The sequence below is a fragment of the Qipengyuania soli genome (assembly GCF_015529805.1).
Taxonomy (GTDB): Bacteria; Pseudomonadota; Alphaproteobacteria; order Sphingomonadales; family Sphingomonadaceae; genus Qipengyuania; species Qipengyuania soli.
In genome coordinates this window covers 484,559-497,999 of the sequence record NZ_CP064654.1, presented here as the reverse complement: position 1 = coordinate 497,999, position 13,441 = coordinate 484,559, and the positions used below count along the sequence as shown (strand labels likewise).

Annotated in this window: 14 protein-coding genes; 7 read left to right on the top strand and 7 right to left on the bottom strand. The window is 65.1% G+C overall.

Annotated features, from left to right (window positions below; genetic code table 11):
• Positions 1-16 precede the first annotated feature (16 nt).
• A complete protein-coding gene (locus IRL76_RS02415) occupies positions 17-994 on the bottom strand; it encodes a helix-turn-helix domain-containing protein (protein ID WP_200982821.1) in 978 nt (325 codons plus the stop codon).
• Positions 995-1,118: 124 nt separating this feature from the next.
• On the opposite strand from IRL76_RS02415, the gene IRL76_RS02410 reads away from it, so the two are divergent.
• Positions 1,119-1,685, top strand: coding sequence for an RNA polymerase sigma factor (locus IRL76_RS02410; RefSeq protein WP_200982819.1), 567 nt, complete (start codon positions 1,119-1,121; stop codon positions 1,683-1,685).
• Complete coding sequence (locus IRL76_RS02405) at positions 1,682-2,056, top strand: DUF6768 family protein (RefSeq protein WP_200982817.1); 375 nt, start codon at positions 1,682-1,684, stop codon at positions 2,054-2,056. The genes IRL76_RS02410 and IRL76_RS02405 overlap by 4 nt, the downstream gene beginning before the upstream one ends.
• Here IRL76_RS02405 and IRL76_RS02400 read toward each other — a convergent pair.
• Both IRL76_RS02400 and IRL76_RS02395 read right to left on the bottom strand, forming a co-directional pair.
• The gene (locus IRL76_RS02400; RefSeq protein WP_343072318.1) at positions 2,053-2,565 is read right to left on the bottom strand and encodes a L,D-transpeptidase family protein; all 513 of its coding nucleotides are present in this window, start codon (positions 2,563-2,565) and stop codon (positions 2,053-2,055) included. The two genes, IRL76_RS02405 and IRL76_RS02400, sit on opposite strands and share 4 nt — an antisense overlap.
• A 26-nt stretch (positions 2,566-2,591) precedes the next feature.
• Positions 2,592-3,881, bottom strand: a complete 1,290-nt coding sequence (locus IRL76_RS02395) for an adenylosuccinate synthase (RefSeq protein ID WP_200982815.1) — start codon at positions 3,879-3,881, stop codon at positions 2,592-2,594.
• Positions 3,882-4,047: 166 nt separating this feature from the next.
• Here IRL76_RS02395 and IRL76_RS02390 point away from each other — a divergent pair, with 166 nt between their 5' ends.
• From IRL76_RS02390 to IRL76_RS02375, 4 genes are all read left to right on the top strand, one after another.
• Positions 4,048-4,911, top strand: a complete 864-nt coding sequence (locus tag IRL76_RS02390) for an alpha/beta hydrolase (protein ID WP_200982814.1) — start codon at positions 4,048-4,050, stop codon at positions 4,909-4,911.
• A 33-nt stretch (positions 4,912-4,944) separates the two neighbouring features.
• A complete protein-coding gene (gene trhO / locus IRL76_RS02385; protein ID WP_200982812.1) occupies positions 4,945-5,898 on the top strand; it encodes an oxygen-dependent tRNA uridine(34) hydroxylase TrhO in 954 nt (317 codons plus the stop codon).
• Positions 5,891-6,502: a glutathione S-transferase gene (locus IRL76_RS02380; RefSeq protein WP_200982810.1), complete on the top strand. Its 612-nt coding sequence runs from the start codon at positions 5,891-5,893 to the stop codon at positions 6,500-6,502. The genes trhO and IRL76_RS02380 overlap by 8 nt, the downstream gene beginning before the upstream one ends.
• Before the next feature lie 151 nt (positions 6,503-6,653).
• Entirely contained in the window at positions 6,654-7,745 is a 1,092-nt protein-coding gene (locus IRL76_RS02375) for a DUF5694 domain-containing protein (RefSeq protein ID WP_200982808.1), read from the top strand.
• Positions 7,746-7,754: 9 nt separating this feature from the next.
• Here IRL76_RS02375 and IRL76_RS02370 read toward each other — a convergent pair whose 3' ends face one another.
• The 3 genes from IRL76_RS02370 to IRL76_RS02360 all read right to left on the bottom strand — a co-directional run bounded on the left by IRL76_RS02370 (position 7,755) and on the right by IRL76_RS02360 (position 11,668).
• A complete protein-coding gene (locus tag IRL76_RS02370) occupies positions 7,755-8,870 on the bottom strand; it encodes an ATP phosphoribosyltransferase regulatory subunit (RefSeq protein WP_200982806.1) in 1,116 nt (371 codons plus the stop codon).
• A 27-nt stretch (positions 8,871-8,897) separates the two neighbouring features.
• The gene (gene serA / locus IRL76_RS02365) at positions 8,898-10,481 is read right to left on the bottom strand and encodes a phosphoglycerate dehydrogenase (RefSeq protein WP_200982804.1); all 1,584 of its coding nucleotides are present in this window, start codon (positions 10,479-10,481) and stop codon (positions 8,898-8,900) included.
• Positions 10,482-10,543: 62 nt separating this feature from the next.
• Entirely contained in the window at positions 10,544-11,668 is a 1,125-nt protein-coding gene (locus IRL76_RS02360) for a phosphoserine transaminase (RefSeq protein WP_200982801.1), read from the bottom strand.
• Between the two features lie 174 nt (positions 11,669-11,842).
• Between IRL76_RS02360 and IRL76_RS02355 the strand changes: the two genes are divergently transcribed.
• Positions 11,843-13,009: a glycosyltransferase family 4 protein gene (locus tag IRL76_RS02355; RefSeq protein WP_200982800.1), complete on the top strand. Its 1,167-nt coding sequence runs from the start codon at positions 11,843-11,845 to the stop codon at positions 13,007-13,009.
• 1 nt (position 13,010) lies between these two features.
• On the opposite strand, the gene IRL76_RS02350 is transcribed toward IRL76_RS02355, so the two are convergent.
• Positions 13,011-13,433 carry a hypothetical protein gene (locus IRL76_RS02350; RefSeq protein ID WP_200982799.1) on the bottom strand — a complete coding sequence of 141 codons (423 nt, stop codon included), beginning with the start codon at positions 13,431-13,433 and terminating at the stop codon, positions 13,011-13,013.
• Between the last annotated feature and the right edge of the window lie 8 nt (positions 13,434-13,441).

Below are 13,441 nucleotides of genomic sequence, written 5' to 3'. Positions count from 1 at the left end.
TTACCTGGTCGAGGAACTAGGCGAGGACCGGTACGCTTCCATCCGCGCCGACTTCCGCAAAGTATCGCGCCATCGCGTCTGCGCTGGCATCGGCAAGGGCGATATAGGCCCGACGACGGTCATGTGGATCGGACACTCTCATCAGTAATCCCGCATCGACCATCTGGCTGATCCAGCGCAACGCGGTGGTCGCCGGGACGCCTGCAGCAATGCAAAGTGAGGTCACCGACACCTGGCAGCGTTCCGCTCGAGCAGCCGAAAGATCAAGCAAAATGTCCCATGCGGGATCGGCGAACAGCTCGCCATCGAAGAACCGTGCCCTTGCCTGTCGTTGACGGATAATGCGCCGGATAAACGATGCTTCGGGAAGTCGCGGGCGCTGCGACTGCGCGGGCGCGATCGTGTACTCATCGCCTTCGGCATGCCAGCCCTGCGAGGGAGACTCGAACCTGAACGCACCGCCCCCGGCGCGCTGGCCGGCCGGCAGTTTCTCAAGCCGTTCCGCGATCCTGCCGACCTGTTCGGTCAGACGCAGCAGCATCAGCCGGTCTTCTTCTCCCAATTCGCGCAGCCGCAGGTTCGGAACATGGGCGAGCACGCGCCCGATCGCGATCACACGTTCCGAACGGCACGGATCGACAAGTATCTGCGGAGCGGAAAAGGAAAAGCAGCCGAACACGGCATCAAGAGCGCCCATCGTGGTCGACACGACCATCTGTGCCCCCGCCTTGCCCGCGCGCATGTCCAGTCGCGCCAGCATTGCCATCGACTGGGCCGAATCCTCCGCGCAATCGATGAGGACGACATCACCAAGTGCAGTGATCGCACCGCGCGCGTATTCCTCCAGAGAGCAAGAATGGAGGATGCGGAAGCCTGCGGCTTCGGCGTCGTCACGCAACTCGCCACGGATATGCGCACGATCCGCCAGGACCGTGACTCCAAGCTGGCAACCAGCCCCGTCCTCAGCCGCATCATACAGAAAATCGGCCTGCATCGATTCGCGCTCCTCACCAGAAAGTTGCGAACAGGATGAGAACAAATACGGATCGTGTCAAGAAATCGTGCAAAATCTGCTGACACGATTGAACCTTCGGCCGGGTCCCTGCGACTATTTGCGCATGATCGGTCAAGGTCGCCATGCCAATGATGCTGCGAGGCTATTCGATGAGCTTCTGGTGACGCTCGTACAAGCCGGCGACAGATCTGCCGCGGAGCGTTTGGCGGCGCGATGGCAGCCCCGCCTCGCCCGGACTGCGCGAAGGCTTCTCGCCGACGATGAACTTGCCCGCGTTGCCGTGCAGGAATGCTGGCTCGCAATCCTGCGCGGAATTGGCACGCTGCGCGACCCGGCACGGTTCGCCCCGTGGGCTTTCGGCATCCTCCACCGGAAGTGCGTCGATCGCATCCGTGCCCGGCAGGCAATTCGATCCTCGTCCGGCGAGATGACGACCGAACCCGGGTCAGTTTCACAGACCGACGACGGCATCGCGATCCGCCAGGCATTCGCACTTCTGCCGGCGAACCAGCGCCTGGCGGCACAACTATTCTTCGTCGAGGGGCTGACTCTCGCCGAGATCGCAGAGGTCCAACAGGTGCCGCTCGGCACTGCCAAGACCCGATTGTTCCACGCCCGGCGCCGACTGAAGCAGGTGTTGGCCGAAAATCCCCAAGGAGACGTCACATGACGACCATAGACGAACGCATCCACGCGGCCCTCGACGAGGACGACAAGGCATTCCTCGCCAGCCTCGACAATTCGCGCGGCCTCTTCACGCAGCTGGGCGACAGCCTCGGTGGCCCTCTGGGCGGCTGGGCAAAGTTCGTCTTCGCCATGACCTTCGTGATGGCAGGGCTGATGTTCTATTGCATCTGGCAGATGTTCGAAGCGACCGACACGCGCGAGACGATCCTCTGGGCGACAGGAACAGTGGTGCTGGTGATGTCGACCGGCTTCCTCAAGGACTGGCTGTTCAGCCGGATGAATATGTTAACCGTCCTGCGCGAGGTTAAGCGCCTCCAGCTTCAGGTCGCGATGCTAGAAGAAGGGCGCGACTAGGGCCTAATCTCGATCGGCGTGCCGTCGGGCACCAAGCTCCAGAGCTCCGCGATCTGGGCATTGGAGAGAGCAATGCAACCGTCGGTCCAGTCGCCCGGTATGCGAACGCCATCCGGGACGCCGTTGGGCTGCCCGTGGATGAAGATCAGTCCCCCGGGCGAGCGCCCTCTCCGCTGCGCAAAGGCACGGTCCGCCGCATTGGGGTAGTCTATGTGGAGCGACAGGTAATAGCTCGATTGCGGATTACCGTAGTCGATCGTGTAGCGTCCCTCCGGCGTGCGCTCGTCACCGTGGAACTGCTTGTGACCCACCGGCGCATCGCCGAACTGGAGCGAACGGTACGTGCGGATGGGCTTTCCGTCTTGATAGACCCACAGCGTCCGCTCCGACTTGTCGACCAGCAACAGCTCAGCCTGTTCCCCGGCTTGCGCCTGCTGGGCACGCGCCTGCGGCAAAGGCTGCGAACAGCCGATGATTGCACAGAGGAGGATTGCGACGAGATGCCTCACCCCGCCATCCTATCGCGAAATTCGCCTCAGTCCATGAACGGATCGCGCACGAGGATGGTGTCCTCGCGCTCGGGGCTGGTCGAAACCAGCGCCACGGGCGTTTCGATCAGTTCCTGCACGCGCTGGATATACTTGATCGCCTGCGCCGGGAGATCGGCCCACGAACGCGCACCGGCAGTGGTTTCCTGCCAGCCGTCCATTTCCTCGTAGATCGGCTCCACATTCGCCTGATCGGCGGCGTGCGAAGGGAAATAGTCCATGATCTTGCCATTGAGGCGATAGCCGGTGCAGATCTTCACCTTCTCGAACCCGTCGAGCACGTCGAGCTTGGTCAGCGCGATGCCGGTCACGCCGCTGATGGCGCAGCTCTGGCGCACCAGCACGGCGTCGAACCAGCCGCAGCGACGTTTGCGCCCAGTGACGGTGCCGAATTCGTGGCCGCGCTCACCGAGGCGCTGGCCAGTGTCGTCGTCGAGTTCGGTCGGGAACGGACCGCTGCCGACGCGGGTGGTATAGGCCTTCACGATGCCGAGCACGAAGCCGGTCGAATTCGGCCCCAGGCCCGACCCGCTAGCTGCGGTGCCACTCACCGTGTTCGAACTGGTCACAAAGGGATAGGTGCCGTGATCGACGTCGAGCAGCACGCCCTGTGCCCCCTCGAACAGGACCTTGGCGCCGGCCTTGCGGACCTTCTTGAGGCGCTTCCAAACCGGCTGCGCGTATTGCAGCACGAAGGGCGCGATTTCGCGCAGTTCGGCGAGCAGCGCCTCGCGGTCGACCGGCGGCTGGTCGAAACCGGCGCGCAGCGCATCGTGGTGGGCGCAAAGGCGGTTGAGCTGCGGTTCCAGCTGGTCGAGATGGGCCAGGTCGCACACCCGGATCGCGCGGCGGCCGACCTTGTCCTCGTAAGCCGGGCCGATCCCGCGACCGGTGGTGCCGATCTTGCCCGATCCTGCTGCCGTCTCACGCAAACCATCGAGATCGCGGTGGATCGGGAGGATCAGCGGGCAATTGTCCGCGATGGCGAAATTGTCGGCGTTGATTTCGACGCCCTGCCCTTCGAGCTTTTCGATTTCGCTCTTGAGGTGCCAAGGATCAAGCACGACGCCGTTGCCGATGATGCTGAGCGTGCCGGTGACGATGCCTGAGGGCAGCAGGGACAGCTTGTAGGTGGTGTTGCCGACCACCAGCGTGTGGCCCGCGTTATGGCCGCCCTGGAAGCGGACCACGGCATCGGCGCGGCTGGCGAGCCAGTCTACGATCTTGCCCTTGCCCTCATCGCCCCACTGGGCGCCGATCACGGTAACATTGGCCATATGCGGGAAACCTGCCTGTCAGACTGACACAAACGCGTGCGCGCCTAGGCTTTCAGGCCCGCGAGGGCAAGCGAACTGTCGCGACAAACCGGGACAATCCGCGACTGGAATTCCTATACCCGAAAATGGCATGGCTGTATCGAGCCGCTTGCGTGAGTATTTCGCCATGAAAAGACCCGTGATTGCTTCCCTGTTGGTCCTGGGCCTCATCGGCGGCAGTGTAGTCGCATCTGCCGCAGACAAGCGCTCGCCCGCGCCCGCCGAACTCGCTTACGGAACTGACAGGTTGCAGAAGGTAGATGTCTGGCCCGGCACGGTCAGGGGCGCGCCCTTGGTAGTCTTCGTCCACGGCGGCGGGTGGAAGCGCGGCGACAAGTCGATGATGAAGGGATCGGCCAAGCTCTCGCACTGGCAGGGGCTCGGATATGCGGTCGCCTCGGTCAACTACCGTCTCGTGCCCGATGCAACGGTCGAACAGCAGGCGCAGGACGTGGCCGATGCGGTTGCGCTGCTCAAGCGCGACGCGAAGCGGCTGGGCTATGATGCCGAAAGGCTCGTCCTAGTCGGCCACAGCGCAGGCGCACATCTCGTGGCGCTGGTGGGGACCGACCCCACCTACCTGCGCAAGGCCGGCCTTTCGTATCGCGATATCGACGGTGTCCTGCCGCTCGACGGGGCGGCCTATGATGTGCCCGCGCAGATGGACGAGAATGCGCGCCTGATGGGCGAGACATATAAGCAGGCCTTCGGCACCGATCCCGAGCGGCAGAAGGCGCTTTCCCCGACCGTGCACTCAGCCGCGCCCAATGCCCCCGACTTTCTCATCCTCCACGTCCAGCGTCGCGACGGCACAGAGCAGTCGCGACAGCTGGGGGCCGCCTTGCGCAAGGCGGGCACCAGCGCGAAGGTGCAGGGTTTCGACGGCCGCGGGCTCAAGGGCCATGCAGAGATCAACCGCAGGCTGGGCGAAGCAGATTATCCTGCGACGCCGGTGGTCGATGCCTGGCTGGCAGCGCGGTTCGCAAACTAGCGGAAGGGCGACGGCGGTGCTAACGGCGCCGCCGTGTCCGACAATGCTCCCTTCCGGATAGCCGCGCTATACCAGTTCACGCGGTTCGACGATCCCGCCGCGCTGAGGCCGGCACTGCTCGCGCTGTGCGAGGAAAACGGCGTGCGCGGCACGCTGCTGCTTGCGCGCGAAGGGATCAACGGGACCATAGCCGGTGTAGACCATGGCATAGAGCTTGCACTGGCTCACATACGCCAATTGCCCGGTTGCGCAGCGATCGAGGTCAAGGAATCGCGCGCCGGGCACCAGCCCTTCCACCGCATGAAGGTGCGGCTGAAGAAGGAGATCGTCACCATGGGTGAACCGGACCTCGATCCGCTGGCGGGGGTCGGGACCTATGTCGCGCCGGAGGACTGGAACGCGCTGATCTCGGACCCGGACACCATCGTGATCGACACGCGCAATGACTACGAGGTCGCGATCGGCACTTTCCGCGGAGCCGAGGACCCGAAGACCAAGAGCTTCCGCGAATTTCCCGAGTGGTTCCGCGCCCGCCGTGCGGAGCTGGAGGCGGAAGGGAAGTCGCCCAAGGTCGCGATGTTCTGCACCGGCGGCATTCGCTGCGAGAAATCGACCGCTTTTGCCAGGGCGGAGGGGCTGGACGAGGTCTACCACCTCAAGGGCGGAATCCTGAATTACCTCGAACACGTCCCCGCCGAAGAAAGTATGTGGGAAGGCGAGTGCTTCGTCTTCGACGAGCGCGTCAGCGTGGGCCATGGCCTCGCCGTGGGCGACCATTCGCTGTGCCGCGCCTGTCGCATGCCGCTGTCGCCCGAGGACATGGCGCAGGAGAGCTTTGTCGAGGGGGTCAGCTGCCCCCACTGCATAGACAGCCGCACCGACGAACAGCGCGCCCGCTATGCCGAGCGCCAGCGGCAGGAGGCCCTCGCCGCAGCGCGTGGCGAGGAGCATGTCGGGGCGCGGCACGACAAGAAGGCCGATGGCTGAGGCGATACTCTACAGTTTCCGCCGCTGCCCCTATGCGATGCGGGCACGGATGGCGCTGCATGCGAGCGGCATCGGATACGAACACCGCGAGGTCGTCCTGCGCGACAAACCTGCGCAGATGCTCGAAGCATCGCCCAAGGGCACCGTTCCGGTCCTGGTCAGCGCCGATGGCAAGGTACTCGAAGAAAGTATCGACATCATGCGCTGGGCGCTCGGGCAGAACGACCCAGAAGGCTGGCTGGAACGCGACGATCCGGACCTGCTCGCGGCCAATGACGGGTCCTTCAAGCACCACCTGGATCGCTACAAGTACCACACGCGGTACGAAGATGCGGACCCGCTCGGCCATCGTGCGGCATGCCTCGCGCACCTCGTCGAGATCGATGAAAGGCTCGGACACCAAGCCTACCTTTGTGGCGACACCCGTGGCCTCGCCGACATCGCCACCTTCCCCTTCGTCCGCCAGTTCGCGCATCACGACAAGGGCTGGTTCGCGACGCAGGATATTCCCCGTGTCCGCTCATGGCTCGACCGGCTGAACGGGTCGGAGCTGTTTGCCGCGATCATGGAAAAGCACCCGAAGTGGGTTGCCGCTCCCGCCTAGCGCACTCCATCGCCACAAGCTTTCGATCCCCGCCCACCGACGAGGCCAGCACCACTTATTTGGCCTTTTCTCGGGATCGGCAAAGGCCTGCGCTGTTGACAGGGACCGGCAGTGGCGTCTTATTCGCGCAATACAGTCACGGAGTTCCCCGATGTCCCATTTCCGCCTGACCTTTCAAGCCGTTGCGATCGTCGCGTCCCTGTTTTCGCAAGCTTGCCTCGCGGCTCCGGACCCTTCGCCCGTCGAAATTGCCGATAAGGCAGCCAGGGAACGCGGCGACCGCAGCGAGGTGCTGGTTCTCGGCACCGCCCATCTTTCGTACCTGCCCGCGGATTTCAACCGCACACGCTTCGACCCCCTGCTGGCGCGGCTCGCTGCCTGGGCTCCGCAGGCAATAGCGGTGGAGGCAATGTCGGGCGCCCAATGCGATTACCTGCGGACCTACGAATTTGCATATCCCGAGGTCGCCGCGAACTATTGCTTCGACCCGGCACCGGCGCGCGAGGCGCTGGGGCTGACCGGGCCGGAGGCTGAAAAGGCCTATTCCGAGATACTCGCGCAACCGGCACAGGATCGCGCGCCCGAGGTCCGCAGGCGCCTCGCCGGCCTGTTCCTCGCCGCGGGCGAAGCGGATTCGGCGCTGGTCCAGTGGCTGCGGCTGCCCCCGGTCGAACGTCACGAGGATGCCTCCCTGCCGCAAGTCTTGGTGGACCTGCTGAGCAAACGCATGGCTTCGCGCAACGAGAACGCCACCATCGCGGCCCCGCTCGCCGTCCGGCTCGGGCTGGAGCGGGTGTTTCCGGTCGACGACCACACCGGCGAAGCTGCATCGGGCCCGGTCGACAACCAGGTCTATGGCGAGGAAATGGGCAAGATCTGGGACAATCCGGCGGTCAAGGAGCGCGCCGCGGAACATGAGCATTGGGAGAAGTCGATCGCGGACGGCGGCCCGCTGATCGACTGGTACCGTGCGCTCAATTCGCTGGAGAGCCAACGGGCCGCTGTGACGAGCGATTTCGCCGCGGCAGCGGGCTCGAAATTGCCGGGCAACTCTGGCCGCGCCTATCTCGCCTACTGGGAGACGCGCAATTTGCGCATGGCAGCCAACATCCGCGAGGTCGTCGGGCTAGGGCGAAGGGTCCTCGCCCTCGTCGGTGCGTCACACAAGCCGTATTACGAGCGCTACCTGGGCATGACGAGCGACATCGAGATCGGCGATGTCGGGGCGGTCCTGGGCGACTGAACGGTTGGCTCACCCGAGCGCGATAGTTTCACCGTCTTCAAGTCGATGCGTGCAGCCTAGCGCTTTCGCGTCTTCACTGCCCGAGATCGCCGCTACCGTGCGCCAGCCGATGGCGCGCAGGCGGGCAGCGGCATCGCGGTCATGTCCGAGCGGAAGGAAAAGCGTCTTGCGTGCTTCATCCGCCCGCGTGCCGAGTGCTTCGAGAAGCGGGTCCATGTAGATGGTGAAGCCCGTCGCCGCCTCTTCGCTGCCGCGGATCGTGTAGGTTCCGCCGCGCCCCAGCGTGCCGCGTGCTCCCTCAGCATAGAGCGTGAAGCCGAACCAGCTCTGATATTCGAAACCGTGGCGTTCGGTCGGGTCGAGCGTGATGCGGGCACGCTTGCCGATGCTCGCGGCAATATCGCGCAGGCCGGCGATGCGGCTGGCGAGCGCCCCGCCCGCGTCGATTTCGGCTAGCTTGGCGATAGCCTCGTCGAAGGGTCCGGTCGCGTAGAGCAGCGGGAGATAGGCCTCGCCGCCCGCTGCAGTCAGCCCGCCTGCATCCTTGGTGTCCAGTTCGCGGCGCACCGCCTCGCGCTTGTCGACGTCGAGCGGGAGTGCCTTTTCCGCCAGTGTGTCGACGAGGTCGGGGAGCGTGAAGTCGACCGAGATGTTGCCCAGGCCCGCGCCCTTCAGCGCGTCGATGGCCACACCAACGATCTCGCTTGCCGCCGCGACGCTGTCGCTGCCGATGAGCTCCGCGCCAAGCTGCAGCCGCTGCCTTGCCGGGTCGAGCTGGTCGGCCTTGAGCATGGCGACATCGCCTGCGTAGCACAGGCGCAGCGGACGCGGCGCCGATGCCATGACGGTCGCCGCGATGCGCCCGACCTGCACCGTCATGTCGCTGCGCAGCGCAAGGGTGCGCAGGGACTCAGGGTCGGTGAAGCGGATCATGCGCCGCGTCGCGACGCCTTCCATGCGCCCGGCAAGCGACTTCTCGAATTCCACCAGCGGAGGACGCACGCGGTCGTACCCGTGGCCGTCCATCGCATCGAGTACGGCACGCATGGCTTCGGTAATGGCTCGCGCCCGCGCAGGCAGCGCGTCTTCGAGCCCGACGGGCAGGAGGTCGTCTTGGTCAGTCACAGCAGCCGCCCCCTGCCCCAATGCCGGTCAGAATGCCAGCGGCATGACCACCTTCACGCCCTCGAGCGCGCAAGCGGCCTTGACCACGTCTTGCGGGATGGGCTGGTCGACGCTCAGCAGCAGCACCGCCTCGCCGCCCGCCTGGCGACGGCCGAGGTGGAAGGTGCCGATGTTGATGCCGTTTTCGCCCAGCAGGGTACCGATGCGACCGATGAAGCCCGGCGCGTCTTCGTTGACGATGTAGAGCATATCGCCCGCGAGTTCCGCTTCGATGCCGACGCCGAAGATCTCGACGAGGCGCGGCGCGTCCGCTCCGAACAGCGTTCCGGCGACCGAGCGGTCGCCCGCTTCGGTGCCGACGGTCACGCGAATGAGGGTGTTGTAGGCACCTTCCTTCTCATGGCGCACCGAACGCACATCGAGCCCGCGTTCCTTGGCAAGGAAGGGTGCGTTGACCATGTTCACCGTGTCAGAATACTGGCGCATCAGGCCGGCGAGGACCGCACCTTCGATCGGCTTGCCCGACAGTTCGGCCGCAGCACCTTCGCGCTCGATCGAAATCTTGGTCAGGTTCCCGTGGGCCAGCTGGCCGACGAGGCTGCCGAGGTTTTCGGCCAGCTTCATGTAGGGCTTGAGCTTGGGGGCTTCCTCGGCGCTCAGCGAGGGCATGTTGAGCGCATTGGTGACGCCGCCGTTGACGAGGTAGTCGGCCATCTGCTCGGCCACCTGCAGCGCGACATTGACCTGCGCTTCATTGGTGCTCGCCCCCAGGTGCGGGGTGCAGATGAAATTGGGCTTGCCGAACAACGGCGATTCCTTGGCCGGCTCGGTCTGGAACACGTCGAGTGCCGCGCCCGCGACCTGGCCGCTGTCGAGTGCATCGGCCAGCGCCGCCTCGTCGATCAGCCCGCCACGCGCGCAGTTGATGATGCGCACGCCCTTCTTGGTCTTGGCGAGGTTTTCGCGGCTGAGGATGTTGCGCGTCTCGTCGGTCAGCGGGGTGTGCAGCGTGATGAAATCCGCCTTGGCCAGCAGCGTTTCGAGGTCGGCCTTCTCGACCCCCATTTCGATCGCGCGTTCCTCGGTCAGGAAGGGATCGTAGGCGACGACCTTCATCTTGAGGCCGAGCGCGCGGCTGGCGACGATCGAACCGATGTTACCCGCGCCGATCAGGCCGAGCGTCTTGCCGGTGACTTCGACGCCCATGAAGTCGTTCTTGGGCCACTTGCCTTCCTGCGTCTGCGCGTTCGCTTCCGGAATCTGGCGGGCAAGTGCAAACATCAGCGCGATGGCGTGCTCGGCAGTGGTGATCGAGTTGCCGAATGGGGTGTTCATCACCACGACGCCTTGCGCGCTGGCGGCGGGGATATCGACGTTGTCGACCCCGATACCTGCGCGCCCGATGACCTTGAGATTGGTCGCGGCGTCGAGCACCGCCTTGGTCACCTTGGTCGACGAACGGATCGCAAGGCCGTCGTATTCGCCGATGCGGGCGATCAGCTGTTCGGGGGTTTCGCCGGTGATCACATCGACGTCGCAGCCGCGCTCTTCGAATATCTTGGCGGCGTTGGGGTCCATCTTGTCCGAAATGAGGACTTTGGGCTTGGTCATGTCAGTTTCCTTGCGGAGAAATTGGGGAAGCGGCCCCGGCACTCGGCCGGGGCGCAGAAAGGTTACGCGGTGGCGGCGTAGGCCCAGTCGAGCCAGGGACCGAGTGCCTCGATATCGGCAGTCTCGACCGTGGCGCCGCACCAGATGCGCAGGCCTGCCGGGGCGTCGCGGTAACCCGCCACGTCGTAGGCGGCGTCCTCGTCCTCGAGGAGCTTGGCCATGGCCTTGATGCGCGCTTCGTCGGCACCCTCTACCGTCAGGCAGACGCTGGTGTTGGATCGGCTTGCCGGGTCGGAGGCGAGGTGGCCGAGCCACTCGCGCTCCTGCACGATGGCATCGAGCGCCGCGGCATTGGCATTGGCGCGCGCCTTCATCGCGGAGAGGCCACCAAGCGACTTGCCCCATTCGAGCGCGAAGATCGCATCCTCGACCGCGAGCATCGACGGGGTGTTGATCGTCTCGCCCTTGAACACGCCCTCTGCCAGCGCGCCCTTGCTCATCAGGCGGAAGACCTTGGGCAGCGGCCATGCGGGGGTGTAGGTTTCGAGCCTTTCGACGGCGCGGGGGCCGAGGATCAGCACGCCATGCGCGCCCTCCCCGCCGAGCACCTTCTGCCAGCTGAAGGTCAGCACATCGACCTTGTCCCAGGCGATGTCCTGCGCGAACACTGCACTGGTCGCATCGGCGATGGTCAGGCCCTCGCGGTCGGCGGCAATCCAGTCGCCGTTGGGCACGCGCACGCCCGAAGTGGTGCCGTTCCAGGTGAAGATCACGTCGTTCGACCAGTCGACCTGAGTGAGGTCGGGCAGCTCGCCGTAGTCGGCGCGGATAACCGTGGGATCGATCTTGAGCTGCTTGACCGCGTCGGTGACCCAGCCCTCGCCGAAGCTCTCCCATGCCAGCGTCGTTACGGGGCGGGCGCCGAGCATGGTCCACATCGCCATCTCGACCGCGCCGGTATCCGAACCTGGAACGATGCCGATGCGGTGCGTATCCGGCACCTCCAGCACTTCGCGGATCAGGTCGATGCAGTACTGCAGCCGCGCCTTGCCCAACTTGGAGCGATGCGAACGGCCGAGCGAATCGGTGGCGAGTTTTTCGGGAGCCCAGCCCGGCGCCTTGGCGCAGGGACCGGAGGAAAAGTACGGACGCGCGGGCTTGCTGCCCGGGCGGATCAAGTCAGTCATGTAAGTCTCTCCTTGCAGAGAGCACGCGCGGCGTTGGGACCGCGTGGCCCGTCGGCGGCAATAATGTTGCGGCGCAACAAGTCAATCGGAAATAGCCATGCGTCTGCAAAGCGTGGGTTGTTCGGGACAAGCGCGCTCTCGCCAAATTGGTTCCGCCCGACTATGGCCCGCGCGATGGAAGCCAAGGACCTCCGGATCGCGCTGTTCAGCGGGAACTACAATTACACGCGTGACGGCGCCAACCAGGCGCTCAACCGGCTCGCCGAATACCTGCTGCGCCAGGGTGCGGCGCTGCGCGTCTACGCGCCCGTGGTCGACCGGCCCGATTTCGAGCCGACAGGCGATCTCGTCGGCGTTCCCAACATCCGTATGCCGGTGAAGAACCGTGGCGAATATCGCCTGCCGCTGGGGCTTTCCGCGGCCAATCGCGAGGACCTCGAGACATTCGCGCCGAACATCGTCCACCTGTCCTCGCCCGACCCGACCGGGCACGCGGCGCTGAAGTGGGCCGAGCAGCACAAGCTTCCCATCCTCGCCAGCGTCCACACGCGCTTCGAGACCTATCCGCGCTACTACGGCCTCGGTTTCCTGGAGCCAGCGGTAGAAGGCATCCTGCGCCGCTTCTACAACCGCTGCGACGCCCTCGTCGCGCCCTCGCAGAGCCAGATCGAGGAGCTCAAGGCGCAGGGGATGCACGAGGATATCACCATCTGGTCGCGCGGGGTCGACCGGACGGTGTTCGATCCTTCGAAGCGCGACCTCGAATGGCGCCGCGCGCACGGGCTGGCGGATGACGACGTGGCCATCGTCTTCCTCGGCCGGCTGGTGATGGAAAAGGGCCTCGACGTCTTCGCCGACACGGTGGTCGAACTGCGCAAGCGGCAGGTCCCGCACAAGGTTCTGGTGATCGGCGACGGCCCTGCGCGCGGGTGGTTCGAGAAGGCCCTTCCGGGCGGCAGCTTTGTCGGTTTCCAGACGGGTGCAGACCTCGGCCGTGCGCTGGCGAGCGGGGATATATTCTTCAATCCCTCGATCACCGAGACTTTCGGCAATGTCACGCTCGAGGCGCTGGCGTCGGGCCTGCCCGTCGTAGCCGCCGGAGCCACCGGCGCGGCCAGCATCGTCACCGAAGGCGAGACCGGTTTCCTCATCTCCCCGAGCAAGGACGAAGCTTTCGCCAAGGGCTGTGCCGATGCGCTGGCCCGGTACTGCACCGACGATGCGCTGCGCCGCGCGCATGGCGCGGCAGGCGAGAAGGCCGCCCGTGCTTACAGCTGGGACGCCATCAACCAGGCGGTGCTCGACACCTACCTCAGGCTGATGGCGCAGCGCGGCAAGTAGGTCAGCGCAGCACGCCTTCGCGGCGCATCTTCATCGCGTACCACAGCGTGCCGAGGGTGATGACCCAGATGGCGATGTCGAGCCCGGGGTTCTCCATGTCGGCCGGCAGGTCGGTCACCACGCGCTGGAAGATCGTCGTTCCGACCAGCCCGACGACCGAGACGATCAGCGAAGTCACCGCATGGCGCGAGCGGAACAGCAACAGCAGCGATCCGAAGAAGGCACCCCAGACGCCGAGCGCCCAGACGGCGATGGCCCAGGCCGGGAACGTGTCGAAATAGGCAATCTGCTCCGGCGTCATGCCAAGGGCTTCGAGCTTGCCCAGTTCGGTCATCAGGTAGCTGGTGATCCCCACTGCGTTCCACAGCAGGGTGATGATGCCGACGGCCCACAGATGCCACGGCGATTTCACGGCGGTGCTCATGTTGCAAC